The sequence below is a fragment of the Streptomyces sp. NPDC002467 genome (genome assembly GCF_042889825.1).
Lineage (GTDB): Bacteria > Actinomycetota > Actinomycetes > Streptomycetales > Streptomycetaceae > Streptomyces.
The window spans coordinates 118,934-137,186 of the sequence record NZ_JBIARJ010000013.1 but is presented as its reverse complement, the minus strand read 5'-3'; the positions used below and the strand labels follow the sequence as shown (position 1 = coordinate 137,186).

Annotated in this window: 17 protein-coding genes; 12 read left to right on the top strand and 5 right to left on the bottom strand. The window is 70.3% G+C overall.

The genetic code is table 11. The features are described 5' to 3' along the window. The first annotated feature begins 2 nt into the window (after positions 1-2). Entirely contained in the window at positions 3-821 is an 819-nt protein-coding gene (locus ACFYYJ_RS25865) for a hypothetical protein (protein WP_389135824.1), read from the top strand. 61 nt (positions 822-882) lie between these two features. Here the strand turns inward: ACFYYJ_RS25865 and ACFYYJ_RS25860 are convergent, their stop codons facing one another. Next, positions 883-2,076, bottom strand: coding sequence for an RtcB family protein (locus tag ACFYYJ_RS25860; RefSeq protein WP_389135820.1), 1,194 nt, complete (start codon positions 2,074-2,076; stop codon positions 883-885). 158 nt (positions 2,077-2,234) lie between these two features. Between ACFYYJ_RS25860 and ACFYYJ_RS25855 the strand changes: the two genes are divergently transcribed. The 3 genes from ACFYYJ_RS25855 to ACFYYJ_RS25845 all read left to right on the top strand — a co-directional run bounded on the left by ACFYYJ_RS25855 (position 2,235) and on the right by ACFYYJ_RS25845 (position 5,522). After that, a complete protein-coding gene (locus ACFYYJ_RS25855) occupies positions 2,235-3,101 on the top strand; it encodes a DUF3558 domain-containing protein (RefSeq protein WP_389135817.1) in 867 nt (288 codons plus the stop codon). A gap of 114 nt (positions 3,102-3,215) precedes the next feature. After that, entirely contained in the window at positions 3,216-3,983 is a 768-nt protein-coding gene (locus ACFYYJ_RS25850; RefSeq protein ID WP_385127586.1) for a DUF3558 family protein, read from the top strand. A gap of 135 nt (positions 3,984-4,118) precedes the next feature. Next, positions 4,119-5,522 (top strand): DUF2637 domain-containing protein, encoded by a 1,404-nt coding sequence (locus ACFYYJ_RS25845; protein WP_389135814.1) that lies wholly within the window; start codon positions 4,119-4,121, stop codon positions 5,520-5,522. Positions 5,523-5,618: 96 nt separating this feature from the next. Here the strand turns inward: ACFYYJ_RS25845 and lysS are convergent, their stop codons facing one another. After that, positions 5,619-7,358 (bottom strand): lysine--tRNA ligase, encoded by a 1,740-nt coding sequence (lysS, locus tag ACFYYJ_RS25840; RefSeq protein WP_384752312.1) that lies wholly within the window; start codon positions 7,356-7,358, stop codon positions 5,619-5,621. Between the two features lie 179 nt (positions 7,359-7,537). Here lysS and argS point away from each other — a divergent pair, with 179 nt between their 5' ends. From argS to ACFYYJ_RS25825, 3 genes are all read left to right on the top strand, one after another. Further along, a complete protein-coding gene (gene argS / locus ACFYYJ_RS25835; RefSeq protein WP_385362427.1) occupies positions 7,538-9,298 on the top strand; it encodes an arginine--tRNA ligase in 1,761 nt (586 codons plus the stop codon). A gap of 216 nt (positions 9,299-9,514) precedes the next feature. Then, positions 9,515-9,910: a hypothetical protein gene (locus ACFYYJ_RS25830; protein WP_385127582.1), complete on the top strand. Its 396-nt coding sequence runs from the start codon at positions 9,515-9,517 to the stop codon at positions 9,908-9,910. An 89-nt stretch (positions 9,911-9,999) separates the two neighbouring features. Continuing rightward, complete coding sequence (locus ACFYYJ_RS25825; RefSeq protein ID WP_385127580.1) at positions 10,000-10,983, top strand: hypothetical protein; 984 nt, start codon at positions 10,000-10,002, stop codon at positions 10,981-10,983. Here ACFYYJ_RS25825 and ACFYYJ_RS25820 read toward each other — a convergent pair. Next, entirely contained in the window at positions 10,963-11,796 is an 834-nt protein-coding gene (locus ACFYYJ_RS25820) for a TetR/AcrR family transcriptional regulator (RefSeq protein WP_389135809.1), read from the bottom strand. The two genes, ACFYYJ_RS25825 and ACFYYJ_RS25820, sit on opposite strands and share 21 nt — an antisense overlap. Positions 11,797-11,923: 127 nt before the next feature. Between ACFYYJ_RS25820 and ACFYYJ_RS25815 the strand changes: the two genes are divergently transcribed. Both ACFYYJ_RS25815 and ACFYYJ_RS25810 read left to right on the top strand, forming a co-directional pair. After that, positions 11,924-12,934: an ATP-binding cassette domain-containing protein gene (locus tag ACFYYJ_RS25815; protein WP_389135806.1), complete on the top strand. Its 1,011-nt coding sequence runs from the start codon at positions 11,924-11,926 to the stop codon at positions 12,932-12,934. Then, positions 12,931-13,683, top strand: coding sequence for an ABC transporter permease (locus ACFYYJ_RS25810; protein ID WP_385127574.1), 753 nt, complete (start codon positions 12,931-12,933; stop codon positions 13,681-13,683). The genes ACFYYJ_RS25815 and ACFYYJ_RS25810 overlap by 4 nt, the downstream gene beginning before the upstream one ends. A 46-nt stretch (positions 13,684-13,729) precedes the next feature. Here ACFYYJ_RS25810 and ACFYYJ_RS25805 read toward each other — a convergent pair whose 3' ends face one another. Both ACFYYJ_RS25805 and ACFYYJ_RS25800 read right to left on the bottom strand, forming a co-directional pair. Continuing rightward, on the bottom strand, positions 13,730-14,002 hold the full coding sequence (locus ACFYYJ_RS25805) for a DUF1876 domain-containing protein (protein ID WP_384595591.1): 273 nt from the start codon (positions 14,000-14,002) through the stop codon (positions 13,730-13,732). 131 nt (positions 14,003-14,133) lie between these two features. After that, entirely contained in the window at positions 14,134-15,099 is a 966-nt protein-coding gene (locus ACFYYJ_RS25800) for a DMT family transporter (protein WP_389135801.1), read from the bottom strand. A 244-nt stretch (positions 15,100-15,343) separates the two neighbouring features. On the opposite strand from ACFYYJ_RS25800, the gene serC reads away from it, so the two are divergent. The 3 genes from serC (at position 15,344) to ACFYYJ_RS25785 (ending at position 18,178) form a co-directional block, all read left to right on the top strand. Beyond that, positions 15,344-16,462, top strand: coding sequence for a phosphoserine transaminase (serC, locus tag ACFYYJ_RS25795; RefSeq protein WP_385362418.1), 1,119 nt, complete (start codon positions 15,344-15,346; stop codon positions 16,460-16,462). A gap of 269 nt (positions 16,463-16,731) precedes the next feature. Beyond that, on the top strand, positions 16,732-17,529 hold the full coding sequence (locus tag ACFYYJ_RS25790) for a hypothetical protein (protein ID WP_389135797.1): 798 nt from the start codon (positions 16,732-16,734) through the stop codon (positions 17,527-17,529). Next, complete coding sequence (locus ACFYYJ_RS25785) at positions 17,522-18,178, top strand: class F sortase (RefSeq protein WP_389135794.1); 657 nt, start codon at positions 17,522-17,524, stop codon at positions 18,176-18,178. The genes ACFYYJ_RS25790 and ACFYYJ_RS25785 overlap by 8 nt, the downstream gene beginning before the upstream one ends. The last annotated feature ends 75 nt before the right edge of the window (positions 18,179-18,253 follow it).

Here is an 18,253-nt window from a genome sequence, read left to right as displayed (position 1 = left end):
TCATGGCTGAACAGGACCTTAGCGCCGCCGTGCGCTTCATGGACCTCCAGGACCCGCGCTACGCCTACATGTTCGGCTTCCTCCAAGCCGATGGACACCTCGCGCAGGGCCCGGGACAGAAGGGCAAACTCACCGCTGAGATCAACGCGCGAGACATCCACATCCTCCGCGAGTTCCAGCAGCTCACGCCGTACTTCAGCTCCATCACCGAGCGCGTCAGGCAGACGAATTTCGCCGAAAGCCACCACTCGGCAACCTGGTCCGTCTGCTCACTCGAAGCAAGGACCATCGTCAACGAGCTCGGCATCCCGTACGGCAAGAAGTCCTTGACGATCAAGCCGCCCCGCACGGAGTTCTCCCGCCCCGACTACCTGCGCGGAATCATCGATGCGGACGGCTCCCTCGGCTGGACCGCCCAGGGATGGCCCTACCTGGCCCTGACATCGGCCAGCACCGCGATCGCCGCCTACCTCTGCCACTACGGCAAGAAGATCACGGGCACCGAACGAACCACCTCCCGCAACACCAGAGACGGCGTCTACAACATCTGCTACTACAAGGAGACGGCCCAGCAGCTCGCCGCGCACTTCTACGACGACGGTTGCCTCGCACTCGCCCACAAGAAGGCGAACGCGGACGCAGTCCAAGCCTGGGTGCGCCCTGCTGACATGCGGATCGCCCCGCCGCGACGTCGCTGGACCACCCGGGAGGACCAGGAGCTGCTGCGACTGAACGATCCCACAGCCGCAGGCATCGCCCTCGATCGGACCGAAAAGAGCTGCGCCTTGCGCCTGTGGCGCCTGCGCGCGGGGCGAATCTAAGCCCCCTGGCAGAGAGGGCCCGGATCCTGACGGATCCGGGCCCTCCGCACGTCGTCCTCGCTCAGCCCTTGATGCAGATGACCTGCTTGAGCTTGGCCACGACCTGCACGAGGTCGGTCTGCTGGTCGATGACCTGCTCGATCGACTTGTACGCGCCCGGGATCTCGTCCACGACGCCCGAGTCCTTGCGGCACTCGACGCCCTTGGTCTGCTCCGCCAGGTCGCGCGCCGAGAACTTCTTCTTCGCAGCCGTGCGGCTCATCTTCCGGCCGGCGCCGTGCGAGGCCGAGTTGAAGGACTTCTCGTTGCCGAGGCCCTTCACGATGTACGAACCCGTGCCCATGGAGCCCGGAATGATCCCGTAGTCGCCGCTGCCGGCGCGGATCGCGCCCTTGCGGGTGACCAGCAGGTCCATGCCGTCGTACCGCTCCTCCGCCACGTAGTTGTGGTGGCAGCTGATCTCCTGCTCGAAGGAGACCTTCGCCTTGCGGAACTCACGCCTGATGACCTCCTTGGAGAGGCTCATCATCACGGCGCGGTTGTACTTCGCATATTCCTGCGCCCAGAAGAGGTCGTCCCGGTAGGCCTTCATCTCGGGGGTCGCCGCGAGGAACACCGCAAGGTCGCGGTCGACCAGGTTCTGGTTGTGAGCGAGCCCGCGAGCGACGTTGATGTGGAAGTCCGCCAACTCGTTGCCGATGTTCCGGGATCCGGAGTGCAACATGATCCACACCGAATCGGACATATCGACACAAAGTTCCCAAAAGTGATTTCCCTGCCCGAGGCTTCCCATTTGCCGCAAAGCCCTGTCCCGCCGGAACTTCACCGCATCCGCGACGTAGTCGAACCGCTCCCACAGGTCCCCGAACCCCCGTTCCGGGAACCCGTACAGCCGCCCGGGGTCCACCGCCTCGCGGTGCATCCCGGCCCCCACCGGAATCACCTGCTCGATCCGCGCCCGCAGCTTCGACAGGTCCCCCGGGAGGTCGTTCGCCGTCAGGGACGTCTTCACCGCCGACATGCCGCAGCCGATGTCCACACCCACCGCCGCCGGGCAGACCGCGTCCTTCATCGCGATGACCGAGCCGACCGTCGCGCCCTTGCCGTAGTGGACGTCCGGCATCACGGCCAGGCCCTTGATCCAGGGGAGGCCGGCCGTGTTCTGGAGCTGGCGCATCGCGCTGTCCTCGACCGACGCCGGGTCGGTCCACATCCGGATCGGGACCTTCGCCCCGGGTACCTCTACGTACGACATAAGGAATCAATCCCCCGAAAAACAAAGAAAAGTCGGAAAGCGCAAAAAGCCTCGCTCATGGTCCTGAATGGGACAGGGGACCGGCGTCGGCACCAGCGTGTGCGGTAGACATTGTGTCCATCCGCGTCCGAGTCGCGGCAACGTATTTAAGGGGGCCAGTGGACGTGCAGCGCAAGGCGGCGGTACGGCGAGTCCTGCCCGGCATCGCGATGTTCGCCGCGCTCGCGGCCGGAGCGGGAGTCCTGACCGGGTGCACCGGCGGGAGCGGCCAAGGCGGCGGCAGCGACGCCAAGGGCGGCGGGAACCAGGCCGCGCCCGCGCAGCCCGGAAAATACCGCAGCCTGCCCTCGCCCTGCCGGGCCGGTGTCGAGAGCAAGCGGATCAAGGGGATGCTGCCGGTCCCGGACACGCTGCCCACCCCGCAGCGCGACCAGCTGTACGCGGGCGTCGCGGACACCTCGTACGACGGCGACCGGCACGTCGGCTGCCGCTGGAACGCGCAGACGCCCGAGGAGACCCGGCTGCTGTCGGTGGTCTTCGAGCGCGTGGTCTCGTACGACCGGTCCGCGACGAGCGACGACGACAAGGCGCGGCAGGTGTACGTGCGCCGGGTGACCGACGCGCACCTCCCCTTCCCCAGCCCCACCACGGCACCCACGCCGACGCCGACGGCGACTCCCACGCCGACGCCCTCGCACGGCGCGGCGACGCCCCCGGCCCCCGGGGCGCCGACGTCGGGGACGACCGCGGCCGCGACCCCCACTCCGTCCGCCCCCGTCGAGCTCGGGTCGCGGGTGCTGGAGGGGCTCGGGACCGAGGCGTTCATCGAGGACAAGCTGAGCCCCGCCGGGGCCAGCGCGGCGCAGTCGCGGACCGTGCGGATTGTGTTCCGTACCTCGAATGTCATCGTGACGGTGGAGTACAGCGTGCAGCCGGCCCTGCCGGGCGTGGTCCCGCCGAGCGGTGAAACCCAGGACAGGACACGGCAGTTGGCGCAGGCGCTCGTCGAGCGTTTCAACGAGTGAAGTCGGTTCGCCACGCCCGTGGGTGACGGCGCGCACAGCATGGAGGCGTCGGGTCGGGCTACCGTTGCTCGGGTTCGCGTCCGAATTAGTCCGACCATCGCACCAGAAGGAAACATGCACCGATCTGCCTCGCGCCTCACCCGCGTTCTCGCCTGCGCAGCCGTCCCGGTGGTCCTCGCCGTCGCCGGTTGCTCCTCCGATTCGGGCAAGGAGTCGAGCTCGGGCAACAACAAGAAGTCCGGTTCGTCCGCGTCTGCGAAGCCGAGTGGGAAGTCTTCGACCCCCCTGGAGAAGGCGACGTACGCCGCGCTCCCGGACCCCTGCAAGGCGCTCCAGTCGGCGACGCTCGACACGCTCGTCCCGAAGGTGAAGGACAAGAACGGCGCGGCGGCCAAGTCGAACGACCTGGCCAGCCGGGCGGGCTGCTCCTGGAACGGTCTGGACGAGGACGGTCTGAAGGGCTCGCAGTACCGCTGGCTCGCGGTGAACTTCTCCCGTTCCGAGTCGCACGCCTCGCTCGGCAGCGCCGACAAGCGCGCCGAGGAGCAGTTCAACAAGCAGGTCGAGCTCGCGAAGGCGACCGAGGGTGCGCAGAACCTGAAGGCCGAGCAGGCGGGTGGCATCGGCGACCAGGGGACGTCGGTCGTGTACTCGGTGAAGAAGGACAACGTCGACTCCTTCAACACGACGATCGTGGCGCGCACGCACAACGTGGTGATCACGCTGGACTACAACGGTGCCGCGTACGAGGGTGCCGGCGCGCCGGACCAGGCGAAGCTGCTCCAGGACGCGATCGCGGCGGTCAAGGAGGCCGTGGCCTCGGTGGACACCGCGAACCAGCAGCAGGGCCAGGGGCAGTCGCAGTCGCCGCAGCCCCAGTAGTGACCTTCCGGTAGTAACGGGGCCAGGGGAGCGGTGACTTCCGGTCGGGCTTACGCTGTGCCTGCCGTGGCTCGGTAAAGGCTCGGTAAGTACTGGGAAGTGCTCGACAAGGGGAGGGGATCACGGGTGGCCGCGATGCAGCTGACTCGTACCCACCGGATACTCATCGGTGTCGTGGTCGCCGGCGCCGTGGTCATCGCGGGGATCGGTTTCGCGGGTTCGTACTCCGCGGTGCGCGCCCTGGCGTTGAAGAAGGGCTTCGGCACCTTCTCCCTGGTGTTCCCCATCGGCATCGACATGGGCATCTGTGTGCTGCTGGCACTCGACCTGTTGCTGACGTGGATCCGGATCCCCTTCCCGCTGCTGCGTCAGACGGCGTGGCTGCTGACGGCGGCGACGATCGCGTTCAACGGCGCGGCGGCGTGGCCGGACCCGCTGGGCGTGGGCATGCACGCGGTGATCCCGATCCTGTTCGTGGTGACGGTGGAGGCGGCCCGGCACGCGGTGGGCCGGATCGCCGACATCACCGCGGACCGGCACATGGAGGGCGTGCGGATCACCCGGTGGCTCCTGTCGCCGGTGCCGACGTTCAAGCTGTGGCGGCGGATGAAGCTGTGGGAGCTGCGTTCGTACGAGCAGGCGGTCGGCATGGAGCAGGACCGGCTGATCTACCAGGCCCGTCTGCAGGCGCGGTACGGGCGCGCCTGGCGGCGCAAGGCGCCGGTGGAGGCGCTGATGCCGCTGCGGCTGGCGCGGATCGGTGTGCCGTTGTCGCAGACGGCCCCGGAGGGGCTGGCGGCGGCGGGGATCGAGCCGGCGCTGCTGCCTCCGGTGGAGCAGGGCGGCGAGGCGCAGGCCGCCGTGGAGGGGCAGGCGGGGGCGTCCGGGGCTCCGGCGCTGGAGGCCGCGGCCGCCGATCCGATGCAGGCGCAGGCCCAGGCGCAGGCCCAGGTACAGGCGTTCGCCCAGGCCCAGGCCCTCGCTTTCGCGCAGGCGCAGGCGCAGGCGCAGGCGCAGGCCCAGCAGCAGGCGCAGCAGATGATGCACGCTCCGGCGGCGTACGCGGTGGAGCCGACGGCGATGCCGGCGGCGCACAACAGTGCGTGGTTCGCGGCGCCGTTGGCGCCGCAGGCGGCGTACGAGGGTGGTTACAACCCGCAGTACGTGGAGGGTCTGGAGCCGACTCCGGTCATGCCTCCGGCGGGCCCGGACGCGGAGCAGCTCTTGTACCCGCAGGAGCAGCTGCCGATGCCGGCTCCGAGGCAGGACGACGGGGCCGCGGAGGCCGCGGGAGCCGCTGTGGCCGCGGCGACGGCTGACGAGACGCCGGACGAGGCGGATTTCGCGGAGGCCGCGTACAAGGTGTTCCGCACGCTGGTCGACGAGCAGAACGACTTCCCGACGGCGGAGGCGCTCGACATACACCTGGCGGACGGTTACGGCGTGACGCACCCGCGCAGCGGTTCGCTGTTGCGGCGCATGATCCCGGCGTTCAAGCAGCGCTACCAGAAGGATCTGGAGAACGAGCACATCGCGTAGCCGTGTCCGGTGACGCGGGAAGGGCCCGCACCCCCTCGGGGTGCGGGCCCTTCCGTCGTGTCACGGACCTCAAGGACCTGAGGGACCTGAGGGACCTCAGACGGCGAGCAGCTTGCGCACCCGGTCCGCGCCCACGGCCAGGAGCAGCGTGGGCAGGCGCGGGCCGGTCTCGCGGGTGACGAGGAGCCGGTAGAGGAGCGCGAAGAAGGTGCGCTGGGCGACCTTGAGCTCCGGGGTGGGCTTGGCGTCGGGCTCCAGCCCGGCCATGACCTTGGGGACTCCGTAGACGAGGGTGGTGAGCCCGTCGAGGGACCAGTGCGAGTCGAGTCCGTCGAGGAGCAGGCGGAGCGATGCGCGGCCCTCGTCGTCGAGGGAGGACAGCAGCTCGGTGTCGGGCTCGTCGCGTACGAGGGTGCGCTGGTCGGCGGGGACCTGGGTGGTGATCCAGTTCTCGGCGCGGTCCAGGCGGGGGCGTACCTCGTCGAGGGAGGTGAGCGGCTTGTCCGGCTCCAGGTCGGAGAGGATGCGCAGGGTCTGCTCGTCGTGGCCGGCGGTGATGTCGACGACGGAGGCGAGGGTGCGGTACGGCATCGGGCGCGGGGTGCGCGGGAGCTCGTGGGAGGCGACGCGGACGGCGCGGGCGTGGGCGGCGGCGTCGGCGGGCAGGACGGTGCCGTCGGCGACCTTGGCCTCCAGCTTGTCCCACTCGTCGTAGAGCCGCTGGATCTCCTGGTCGAAGGCGATCTTGAAGGACTGGTTGGGCTTGCGGCGGGCGTAGAGCCAGCGCAGCAGCTGCGGCTCCATGATCTTCAGGGCGTCGGCCGGGGTGGGGACGCCGCCCTTCGAGGAGGACATCTTGGCCATGCCGCTGATGCCGACGAAGGCGTACATGGGGCCGATGGGCTGCTCGCCGCCGAAGATGCCGACGATCTGGCCGCCGACCTGGAAGGAGGAGCCGGGCGAGGAGTGGTCGACGCCGGAGGGCTCGAAGATCACGCCTTCGTAGGCCCAGCGCATGGGCCAGTCGACCTTCCAGACGAGCTTGCCGCGGTTGAACTCGCTGAGCTTGACCGTCTCGGTGAACTCGTCCTCGGTGCAGACGTAGGTCAGCTCGGTGGTCTCGTCGTCGTACGAGGTGACCTTGGTGAAGTCCTTGCCGCATTCGCCGCAGTAGGGCTTGTACGGGAAGTAGCCGCCCTCGGCGCTGCTGCCGTCGTCCTCGGCGGCCGCGCCGGAGCCCTCGGCGGCTTCGAGCTCGGCCTCGTCGACCTGCTTCTGCTGGGGCTTCTTGCCGCCCGGCTTCTGCTTGGTGCGGTACTGGTCGAGGATCGCGTCGATGTCGCCGCGGTGCTTCATCGCGAACAGGACCTGCTCGCGGTAGGTACCGGCGGTGTACTGCTCGGTCTGGCTGATGGGGTCGTACTCGACGCCCAGCTCGGCCAGGGACTCGACCATGGCGGCCTTGAAGTGCTCGGCCCAGTTCGGGTACGAGGAGCCCTCGGGCGCGGGCACGGCGGTCAGCGGGCGGCCGATGTGCTGTGCGTGCGATTCCTCGGTGACGCCGGGGATGCCCTTGGGGACCTTGCGGTACCGGTCATAGTCGTCCCAGGAGATGAGGTGACGGACCTCGTACCCGCGGCGGCGGATCTCGTCGGCGACCAGGTGCGGGGTCATGACCTCGCGGAGGTTGCCGAGGTGGATGGGGCCGGAGGGGGAGAGTCCGGACGCGACGACGACCGCTTTGCCCGGGGCTCGGCGCTCCGATTCGGCGATGACCTCGTCCGCGAAACGGGAGACCCAGTCGGTCTCGGTGCTGCTCTGGGCGCTCTGAGCCACGACACGTCCTTCTATCTCGAATGCTGGCTTTGGCCATTCTCCCAGACGGAACGGGTCGCTTCGGGGTTGCTCCCCACCGGTGATATGCCGCGAAACGTGGAGGCCCCACGTGGGATACTCGGCACTTGTCGGAACAACCAAGTGCATCCACCGGCACAACCTCACAGGAACGGCAGCTCATGGCCTCGGTCCCTTCCCTCGCTTCTTCCGTCAATCAGCGCGTCGCGGACGCCCTCGCCTCGGCTCTGCCGGAGGCCGGTGGCGCCGACCCGCTGCTGCGACGAAGCGACCGGGCCGACTTCCAGGCCAACGGCATCCTGGCGCTCGCGAAGAAGGCGAAGGCCAACCCGCGCGAGCTGGCGACGACCGTGGTCGAGGGCATCCCGACCGGTGACCTGATCCGGGAGATCGAGGTCTCGGGTCCGGGCTTCCTCAACATCACCATCACCGACCGGGCGATCGTCGAGACGCTCGCGGCGCGTGCGGGCGACGACCGCCTCGGCGTGCCGCTGACCGCGAACGCGGGCACGACGGTGATCGACTACGCGCAGCCGAACGTCGCGAAGGAGATGCACGTCGGCCACCTGCGGTCCGCCGTGATCGGCGCGGCAATGGTGGAGATCCTGGAGTTCACGGGCGAGAAGGTGGTGCGCCGTCACCACATCGGCGACTGGGGCACCCAGTTCGGCATGCTCATCCAGTACCTGATGGAGCACCCGCAGGAGCTGGACCACAAGTCGGAGGGGGAGGCTTCCGGCGAGGAGGCCATGTCCAACCTCAACCGGCTGTACAAGGCCTCGCGCGCGCTCTTCGACTCCGACGAGGAGTTCAAGACGCGGGCCCGGGCGCGGGTCGTGGACCTCCAGGCCGGCGAGCCGGAGACGCTGGCGCTGTGGCAGCGGTTCGTGGACGAGTCGAAGATCTACTTCTACTCGGTCTTCAACAAGCTGGACATGGACATCCAGGACCCGGACGTGGTCGGCGAGTCCGGCTACAACGACATGCTGGTCGAGACGTGCAAGCTGCTGGAGGAGTCGGGCGTCGCCGTCCGCTCCAACGGCGCGCTGTGCGTGTTCTTCGACGACGTCAAGGGCCCGGACGGCAACCCGACGCCGCTGATCGTGCAGAAGTCGGACGGCGGTTTCGGCTACGCGGCGACCGACCTGTCGGCGATCCGCGACCGTGTCGGCGAGCTGGGCGCGACGACCCTGCTGTACGTCGTGGACGCCCGCCAGTCGCTGCACTTCAAGATGGTCTTCGAGACGGCGCGCCGGGCGGGCTGGCTGAACGACGAGGTCAAGGCCGTCCAGCTGGCGTTCGGTACGGTCCTCGGCAAGGACGGCAAGCCGTTCAAGACCCGTGAGGGCGAGACGGTCCGGCTGGTGGACCTGCTGGACGAGGCCGTGGAGCGGGCCGCCTCCGTGGTCCGGGAGAAGGCCCGGGACCTCACGGAGGAGGAGATCGCCAAGCGCGGCGCCCAGGTGGGCATCGGCGCGGTGAAGTACGCCGACCTGTCGACGTCCGCTTCCCGCGACTACAAGTTCGACCTGGACCAGATGGTCTCGCTGACCGGCGACACGTCCGTGTACCTGCAGTACGCGTACGCCCGTATCCAGTCGATCCTGCGCAAGGCGGGCGAGACCCGGCCGGCCGCCCACCCGGAGCTGGAGCTCACGGCGTCGGAGAGGGCGCTGGGCCTGCACCTGGACGGCTTCGGCGAGCTGATCGCCGAGGCGGCCACGGAGTACGCCCCGCACAAGCTGGCCGCGTACCTGTACCAGCTGGCGTCGCTGTACACGACGTTCTACGCGGAGTGCCCGGTCCTCCAGGCCGCCACCCCGCAGCAGGTCGAGAACCGCCTGTTCCTGTGCGACCTGACCGCCCGCACCCTGAACAAGGGCATGTCCCTGCTGGGCATCCGCACCCCCGAGAAGCTCTGACCGGTACAAATCGCATCCGACGGCCCCCGTCTCCCCGCCCGGGAGACGGGGGCCGTCGGCGTGTGGCACGACGATGGGACCGCATGCCTGTCCTCGGGGACAGTTGCCACGGAGGCCGCAGCGTGATCCACTCCATGGCGGTCGAAGCTCGTCCGCGTCCGCTATGGCCACGAACCGCCCCTGAAAGAGCGATAGTTCGCCCGAAAGGCATGCCTGATGAAGCTTCGTAACTCCCTGCGCACCGTCGCGGCCGCAGGCCTCGCCCTCGGCGTGGTCGCCGTCGGCTCCGGCTCGGCCTCCGCCGCCGAGAAGGACGGCTGGCTCAACGACGGGGAGCTCGGCCTGTTCTGTTACCAGGACCAGTCGAACTCGGTCTTCGACCTCTACGTGAACGACATCAACTTCTTCAACGACTACTTCACGGGGTCGAGGAGCTGCGCCCAGCAGGTGACGGACGACAACACGGAGTCCTGGTCGAACCGCGACACCTACACGTGGAAGGTGTACACGGGCTCGGGCGGCGCGGGCTACCAGCTCAACCTCGCGGCCGGCGGCCGGGGCAACCTGAACGCGACCTTCTTCAACCAGATCTCCTCGGCCTTCTACTTCTAGGCCCGCGCGAGATGGTGGCTCCGCCCGTCGTCCACCGGCGGAGCCGCCCCGCGCCGCAGCCGCCTCCACGATCCGGATCCGGAGCCACCATGTTCTCGCCGCACGCCCCGCGCGCCGTTCTGGCGGCCTCCGCAGCCGTACTGGCGCTCCTGCTCACCGGGTGCTCACAGCCTGACGGCGGCAAGGCCGGCGGCCCCGGCGCCGATCCCGACGCCGGCAAGGAACCCGCGATCGGCGCCGTACCGGCGCTGCTCGAAAGCCGCAGCCTGGTCTTCCCGTTGGCCCCGTACAGCGCGGACAACCGGCAGATCGCGGTGCTCGACGAGGCGCAGGACGTGCTCATCGACCAGTGCATGCAGCGCTACGGCTTCCGCTACCAGCAGCGGCGCAGGGCCGACGCGGCGGCCAGGCAGGACGAGAACCGCCGCTACGGCCTCTCCGACCCGGCCGAAGCGGCCCGGTCCGGCTACACGAACCCGAGGTCCGGCGGCCCCGCGAAGTCGCAGCAGCAGTCCCTCGGCCCCAACGAGAAGCTGGTGCTGAACGGCCTGGAGGTGGACCCCTCGCTCCCGGTCCCGATGAGCCAGGAAGAAGCCGAGAAGTCGGACGTGGCGACCACCGTCGTCGGCGGCCAGAAGGTCCCGGCGGGCGGCTGCCTGCGCGAGAGCTCCCTGAAGCTGTTCACGCCCACGAAGGGCACGGTGGACGGCATGGTCGCGCAGGGGTACGGGCTGGAGGCCTACGGCCGCGCCCAGAAGGACAGCCGGGTGGTCGCGGCGACGAAGGCGTGGAGCGAGTGCATGGCACAGCACGGCTACGCCGGCTTCAAGGACCCGACGGGCCCGCCGCCGGGCATCGACGAGTCCGCTCTGGGCAGCCCGCAGGCGATCACCATGGCCGGCCAGGACGTGGCGTGCAAGAAGGAAACCAACCTGGTGGGCGTCTGGTACACGGTGGAAGTCGCCTACCAGCAGCGGGCGATCGAGCGGAACGCGGAGACGCTGGACCTGGCGAAGAAGCAGCTGGACGAGCGGATGAAACTGGCGGCGACGCTACAGGCGTCGGGAGCCTGAGCCGCCGCCGTCTCGACCGGCGGATCCGCGGGGCGCACCGGATCCGCCGCGCGCTTCGACGAGTTCGGCGAGGCCGTCGAGCAACCTGGCCAGGGCGAAGCGGAATTGGAAGTCCGGCTCGTCGGAGCCGGTGAACGCGTCTGATTCCAGCAGCCGGGTCACCGCCGGGTGGCTGTCGGGTCCGGTGAGCAGCCGCAGCGTGCGCACGTACTGGCCGACGACCTGGTCCGGTGAGACGCCGCTCTTGATGATGGCGTCCATCATGTCGGCGGCCATGGTCGCCTCGTTCCGCACGAGACCGCCGATGAGGATGATCGTCGAGAGCTTCTCGCTCTCCCCCAGGCCGGTGCCCGCGAGGGCGGCGAGCCCGCGTTCCATCCAGGCGAGCTGGTTCGGGGTGGCCGGCGGGGCGGTGATCGGGATGCGCAGGATCCACGGGTTGGCCATGAGGACGGCGCGCTGCGCGTGGGCCCAGTCCGACAGGAGCTCCCGCCAGGCCCACCCCTCCGCCTCGGGAGGCAGCGGCGGCGGGGTGCCGACTCCCGCGTCCGACATCAGGATGTACAGCTCTTCCTTGGCCGCGACGTACCGGTAGAGGGACATCGTCGAGACGCCGAGTTCCTTGGCCACCCGGCCCATGGAGACGGCGTCCATGCCCTCCGTGGCGGCGAGCGCGACGGCCGCCTCCACGATCCGCGGGACGGTGAGGGTGGGGCGCGGCCCCTTGCCGGGGCGCTCGCGCAGGCCCCAGGCCATCTCCAGACTCGCCGGAAGCCCGGTGCCGTCCGCCGCCGTTTCGTCCTGGTCCGCCATGACAGGCCTCCTCCCGCTCTCCGTCCGTCAACGCCGTACGCCCGTACGCCGTTGACCCACATCCTAGTTCTGTGTATTACTTACGCAGTAGCGTGTAACCCATACGCAGAAGGGAGCGTGGTCCGTCATGACCGCGTACGACCCCGGCACCACCCGCGGCAAGGCCCGCGGCACGAACCTCGACAGGGACCTCGACAGGGGACTCGGCAGGGCACCGGGCACGGACCTCGGCATCCACGCCACCGGCCTGACCAAGTCCTACGGCGCCCTGCGCGTCCTCGACGGCATCGACCTCGCCGTCCCCCGCGGCAGCGTCCTCGCCCTCCTCGGCCCCAACGGCGCCGGGAAGACCACCACCGTCCGGATCCTCGCCACCCTCACCGAGCCCGACGCCGGCACCGCCCGGGTCGCGGGCCACGACACCGCCTCCGCGCGGACGCTCGTACGCCGCGCCATCAGCCTCACCGGGCAGTTCGCGGCCGTCGACGCGCTCCAGACCGGCGCCGAGACGCTCCGCATGATGGGCCGGCTCCGGGGGCTGGGACCGCGCGCGGCCCGCGCCCGGGCCGACGAGCTGCTCGACCGCTTCGGCCTCACCGAGGCCGGCGCGCGCACGGCGAAGACGTACTCCGGGGGCATGCAGCGGCGCCTCGACCTCGCCGCGAGCCTGGTCTCCCGGCCCGAGGTGATCTTCCTGGACGAGCCGACGACCGGGCTCGACCCGCGCAGCCGCCAGGACCTGTGGGACCTCGTACGGGAACTGCGCACGGACGGCACGACCGTGCTGCTCACCACCCAGTACCTGGAGGAGGCCGACCGGCTCGCCGACCGCGTCGCCGTCCTCGCGGAGGGGCGCATCGCCGCCGAGGGCACGCCCGCCGAGCTCAAGTCCCGTGTCGACGGACACCGGTTGGACCTCACGCTCACCGACCGGGCCGCCTACGAGGCCCTGGCCCCGCGCGCCGTCCACCTCGACCCCGAGGAGCTCACCCTGGGCCTCGCCACCGACGGGAGCGCCGCGCACGTACGGGCGCTGCTCGACGAACTCGACCCGGACCGCACCGCCGTCGACCGCTTCGCCGTACGCACCGCCACCCTCGACGACGTGTTCCTCGCCCTGACGGGAGCCGCCCGATGACCGCCGCCACCCACGCCCTGTCGCTGGCGGGGCGCAGCCTGCGCATCAGCCGCCGCAGCCCCGACGCGCTGATCGCCGCGCTGATGCTGCCCGTGATGCTGATGCTGATCTTCGTCTACTTCTTCGGCGGCGCCATCGACACCGGGACCGAGTACGTGACGTACGTGGTCCCCGGCGCGATGCTGCTGTGTGCGGGGTTCGGCGCGGCGAGCACCGCCGTCAGCGTCGCGGACGACATGAAGAACGGGGTCGTCGACCGCTTCCGCTCCCTGGACATCGGCGGCGTCCCGATCCTGGCCGGACACGTGGCGGCCTCCGTCCTGCGGAACCTGCTGTCGACCACCCTCGTGCTCGTCGTCGCCCTCGCCATCGGTTTCCGCCCCGAGGCGGGACCGTCCGCCTTCCTGGCGGCGGCCGGGCTGCTGCTCGCGTACATCACGGCGATCTCGTGGCTGGCCGCCGTCCTCGGGCTGCTCGCCAAGTCGGCGGAGGCGGCGGGCGGGTTCACCTTCCTGATGATGTTCCTGCCGTACCCGTCCAGCGCCTTCGTGCCCATCGGGACCATGCCGGGCTGGCTGCACGGCTTCGCCGAGCACCAGCCGCTGACCCCGGTGATCGAGTCACTGCGCGCGCTGCTGCTGGCGCAGCCCGCGGGGAACACCCCCTGGGTGGCCCTGGCCTGGTGCGCGGGCATCACGGCGACGGCCGTGGCCCTGTCCGGCGTCCTGTTCCGCGGCCGGACCCGCTGACGAACTCCGGCCGGAGCCCGTCAGCGGACCCGTCCGCCGCTGTCGCTCACCGATTGAGCGGATAGGAATGCCGGCCGGTGGCTTCGTCGATCTCGCTGTGCGCCTTCTGCAGCATCTGCGACGCGATGTCCATGAGCGCGCGAGCGCCCGCGATCTCCTCCCCGACCCTCAGCTGCTCCGGGTCGGAGGGGTGGCGCATGGCGTACCCACGCGCCCTGATCTCGGAGCCGTCCCCGAGCCTGACCAGGGCCGCCGCACTGGTGCGATGGCCCTCCTCGGTGAATTCGAGATCCACATGCCACCCGACGAGTGTGGCCATGGTGCATCACCTCCAGGGGGTCACCCTGCTTCCAGGGTGCGCCTGAGGAATGCGGACCGCGAGCGGGGCCACCACCCACCCCCGTGGGGGGCGCGTGGGCAGCCACCGTTCCGGGCTGGGGGTTGAGGGCCCTACTCCCCCCGCTTCCCCACCTGCGACCTGACCGCGCCCATGCTGGCCGCGATGACCAGGGCGATGGCCAGGGCGTCCAGGGCCGACATCGCCTGGTGCAGGACGAGGAAGCCCGCCGTGGCCGCGATGGCCGGTTCCAGGCTCATCAGGATCGCGAAGGTGGGGGCCGGCAGCTTGCGCAGGGCCAGGAGTTCCAGGGTGTACGGCAGGACGGAGGACAGTACGGCCACCCCGACGCCCAGGGCGAGGGTGCTCGGGCGCAGCAGGTCCGAGCCCGCTTCGAAGGCGCCGAGCGGGAGCGAGATCACCGCTGCCACCGCCATCGCCAGGGCGAGTCCGTCGGCCTGCGGGAAGCGGCGGCCGGTACGGGCGCTGAAGACGATGTACGCGGCCCACATCGCGCCCGCCCCCAGCGCGAAGCCGGCACCCAACAAATCGAGGCCGCCGAAGCCGCCTCCCCCGTGGCCGGCGAGGAGGACGACACCCGCGAGGGCGAGCCCGGCCCACAGGAGGTTGACCAGGCGGCGGGAGACGATGACGGAGAGCGCCAGCGGGCCCAGCACTTCGAGGGTGACGGCGGGGCCGAGCGGGATGCGGTCGACCGCCTGGTAGAAGAGGCCGTTCATGCCGGCCATGGCGATGCCGAAGGCGATCACGGTGCGCCAGTCGGAGCGCGAGTAGCCGCGCAGCTTGGGCCGGCACAGGAGCAGCAGCACGATCGCGGCGGCGGCGAGGCGCAGGGTGACCACGCCGGCCGCGCCGACCCTGGGCATGACCGTGACCGCGAGGGCGGCGCCGAACTGCACCGAGATGCCCGCCGAGATCACCAGCGCGACCGGCCCGAAGCGGGCCGCCGCCCCACCACGAGGAGAAGTGGCGGCGGAGGCCGGCGCGGCCGCCGGGGTGGCGGAGGCGGTGGAGGTGGCGGGGGTGGTGGGGCAGGAGGAGGGCGCGGGCGCGGTCATCTTCCAAGGGTAGACGGAGGTAAGGAGTGTCGCCGCGTGTGTTTCCTTACAGGTGTTCGGTGAGCGGTTACGGTCCGGTGTGACGTTCACTTGCCGTAGTCGCCCGGTGGGCATGCCGTAACCCCGCCATACCCCCGCCAATCGCCGCCGGACGCCCGCCGGACGCCCGCCGGGTGTCCGCCACGGCGTCTCACCGGGTGGACGCGGCGCAATGGCGCCCACCTGGACCCGATACGCTCCGCCCGTGGCTGAGATCCAGATTCCCGCTGACATCAAGCCCGCCGACGGACGCTTCGGCGCGGGCCCCTCCAAGGTGCGGACCGAGGCGCTGGACGCCCTCGCCGCCACCGGTACCTCCCTGCTCGGAACCTCCCACCGCCAGGCCCCGGTCAAGAACCTGGTCGGCTCGGTGCGCCAGGGCCTCCGGGACCTCTTCTCCCTCCCCGAGGGCTATGAGGTGATCCTGGGCAACGGCGGCTCCACCGCCTTCTGGGACATCGCGACCGCCGGTCTGATCGAGCAGAAGTCCCAGCACCTCACCTTCGGCGAGTTCTCCTCCAAGTTCGCCAAGGCCGCGAAGCTCGCGCCGTGGCTGGACGAGCCCTCGGTGATCTCCTCCGAGCCGGGCACGCACCCCGAGCCGGTCGCCGAGGCGGGCGTGGACGTGTACGCGTACACGCACAACGAGACCTCGACGGGTGTCGCGGCGCCGATCAAGCGCGTCGCGGGCGCCGACGCCGGTTCGCTCGTCCTGGTGGACGCGACCTCCGGTGCGGGCGGTCTGCCGGTGGACATCACCGAGACCGACGTCTACTACTTCGCCCCGCAGAAGTCCTTCGCCTCGGACGGCGGCCTGTGGCTGGCCGCGTTCTCCCCGGCCGCCCTGGAGCGCGCCGCCCGCGTCCACGCGTCGGGCCGGCACATCCCGGAGTTCTTCTCCCTGCCGACGGCGATCGACAACTCGCTGAAGAACCAGACGTACAACACCCCGGCGCTCTCCACCCTCTTCCTGCTGGACCAGCAGCTGGAGTGGATGAACGCGCAGGGCGGTCTGGAGTTCACCACCGGTCGTACGGCAGCCAGCGCGCGCAACCTGTACGGCTGGGCGGAGGCCTCGAAGTACGCGAGCCCGTTCGTCGCGGACGCCGACAAGCGCTCGGCCGTCATCGGCACGATCGACTTCTCGGACGACATCGACGCGGCGGCCGTCGCGAAGGTGCTGCGCGCCAACGGGATCGTGGACACCGAGCCGTACCGCAAGCTCGGCCGCAACCAGCTCCGCATCGCGATGTTCCCGGCGATCGACCCGGCGGACGTGCAGGCGCTGACCGCGTGCATCGACTACGTCATCGAGCAGCTCTGATCCGGTGAGCCTTACGGGGCCCCCGGCGACCGAACGGTCGCCGGGGGCTTCGTCGTTTCCGTGTCCGCTTCCGGGACCTTCGTCCCAAAAATCGGGGCAAAGAGTACTTAAAAGGAAGATCTTCACGCCCCGCGCGGCCTGCGGATATGCCGCTCGGGACCTTCGGCGGCCCCCCTCCGACCCCCAACCGCCACTGCAACCGAGCGCCCAGGATGTCCCTCATGTCTGGTGTGCCGGGAAACAACCCCGGCCCGTTCAGGAGGAATCCCATGCACAAGGCACTCACCATCGCGAGCATCGCCCTCGCCTCCTCGATGGCCCTCGGCAGCGCCGCCACCGCATTCGCCGCCGATGCACCCTCCCCCGTCGCGCCCCTCGCCACCATCGGCACGGCCGTCCACGAGGACGCCGCAGGTCTGAAGCTGTCGGAGTCGACGGCGAAGCCCGGCGCCTCCGTCGGCTTCCGGATGGAGGTGCCGGACGGCTCCACCAACCTGTCCGTCTCCTCCAAGGCCCTCGCCGACGTGAAGATGACCGAGGGCCGCGGCGGCACCGCCGTCGTCGCCGACGTCCCGGACGGCACCTACGGCGTCTCCCTGACCGGTACCGGCCCCGACGGCGCCAAGCTCCAGGCCACGGCCCAACTGACCGTCCAGAAGGGCGGCAAGCCGACCCCGGCGCCCTCCACCCTGAGCCTGTCCACCGACCACGGCCGCCCCGGCGACAAGGTCGTCGTCACCGTGAAGACCGGCGAGAAGAACGCCTCCGTGCAGTCGGGCGCCTTCGCCGGCGGACGGGTCGACCTCAAGAGCGACGGCCACGGCACCTGGACCGGCACCGCCGTCGTCGCCAAGGACGTCAAGACCGGCTACTACGGCGTCGACGCGTACGCGGGCGGCAAGAAGTTCGACACCGTGAAGTTCTCCACCGAGGGCGGGAGCACCCCCGACGTGAAGCCGCAGCCCAAGCCGCAGCCGCTCAAGCCGAGCGAGCACAGGACGCCCAAGGGCTCCGTGAACACGGGCGAGGCCCCGGTCGGTTACGTTCCCGAGGCCGGCAATGCCTGAGTCCGCCACGGCCACCACCCCCCGCCGGGGCGGCCGCGCGCGCCGCGCGGCCGCCCTGGCGGGGGCCTCGACCCTCGCCGTGGTCCTCGTCTCCGGCTGCTCGGCGGGCGCGGCCACGAACGGTTCCGCCACCGGTTCCGCCACCGGAGTCCACCCCGTGGCCCACACCACCGCCGCCTCCTCCCTCCCGCCCTCCGTCCCCGACCGGATCAAGATCCCCGACATCGGCGTGGACGCCCCACTGGACGCCGTCGGCCTCGACGCCCAGGGCGTCATGCGGGAACCCGACTTCGCCAAGCCGAAGGACGCGGCCTGGTACGAGGAAGGCCCCACCCCCGGCGAGCCGGGCGCGGCGGCCGTCGTCGGTCACATGGACACCCCGCAGGTCCCGAAGGCCGTCTTCTTCGACCTCAAGAGGCTGAAGAAGGGCGAGGAGATCGACGTGCACCGGGCCGACGGCACCACCGCCGTCTTCGCCGTCGACGAGGTCGACACCTTCAAGAAGGACGCCTTCCCCACCGACAAGGTCTACGGCGACACCCACGGCAAGGCCGAACTCCGCGTCATCACCTGCGGCGGCGACCTCACGAAGGACCGCCACTGGGACTCCGACCTCGTCGTGTTCGCCCACCTCACGGGCAAGGCCTAGCCCCGTACGCGATACCTTCAGGGCTCCGGGGTCGGCACGGTCAGCACCCCCGGGAAGCGACTTGGAGGCAGCGGC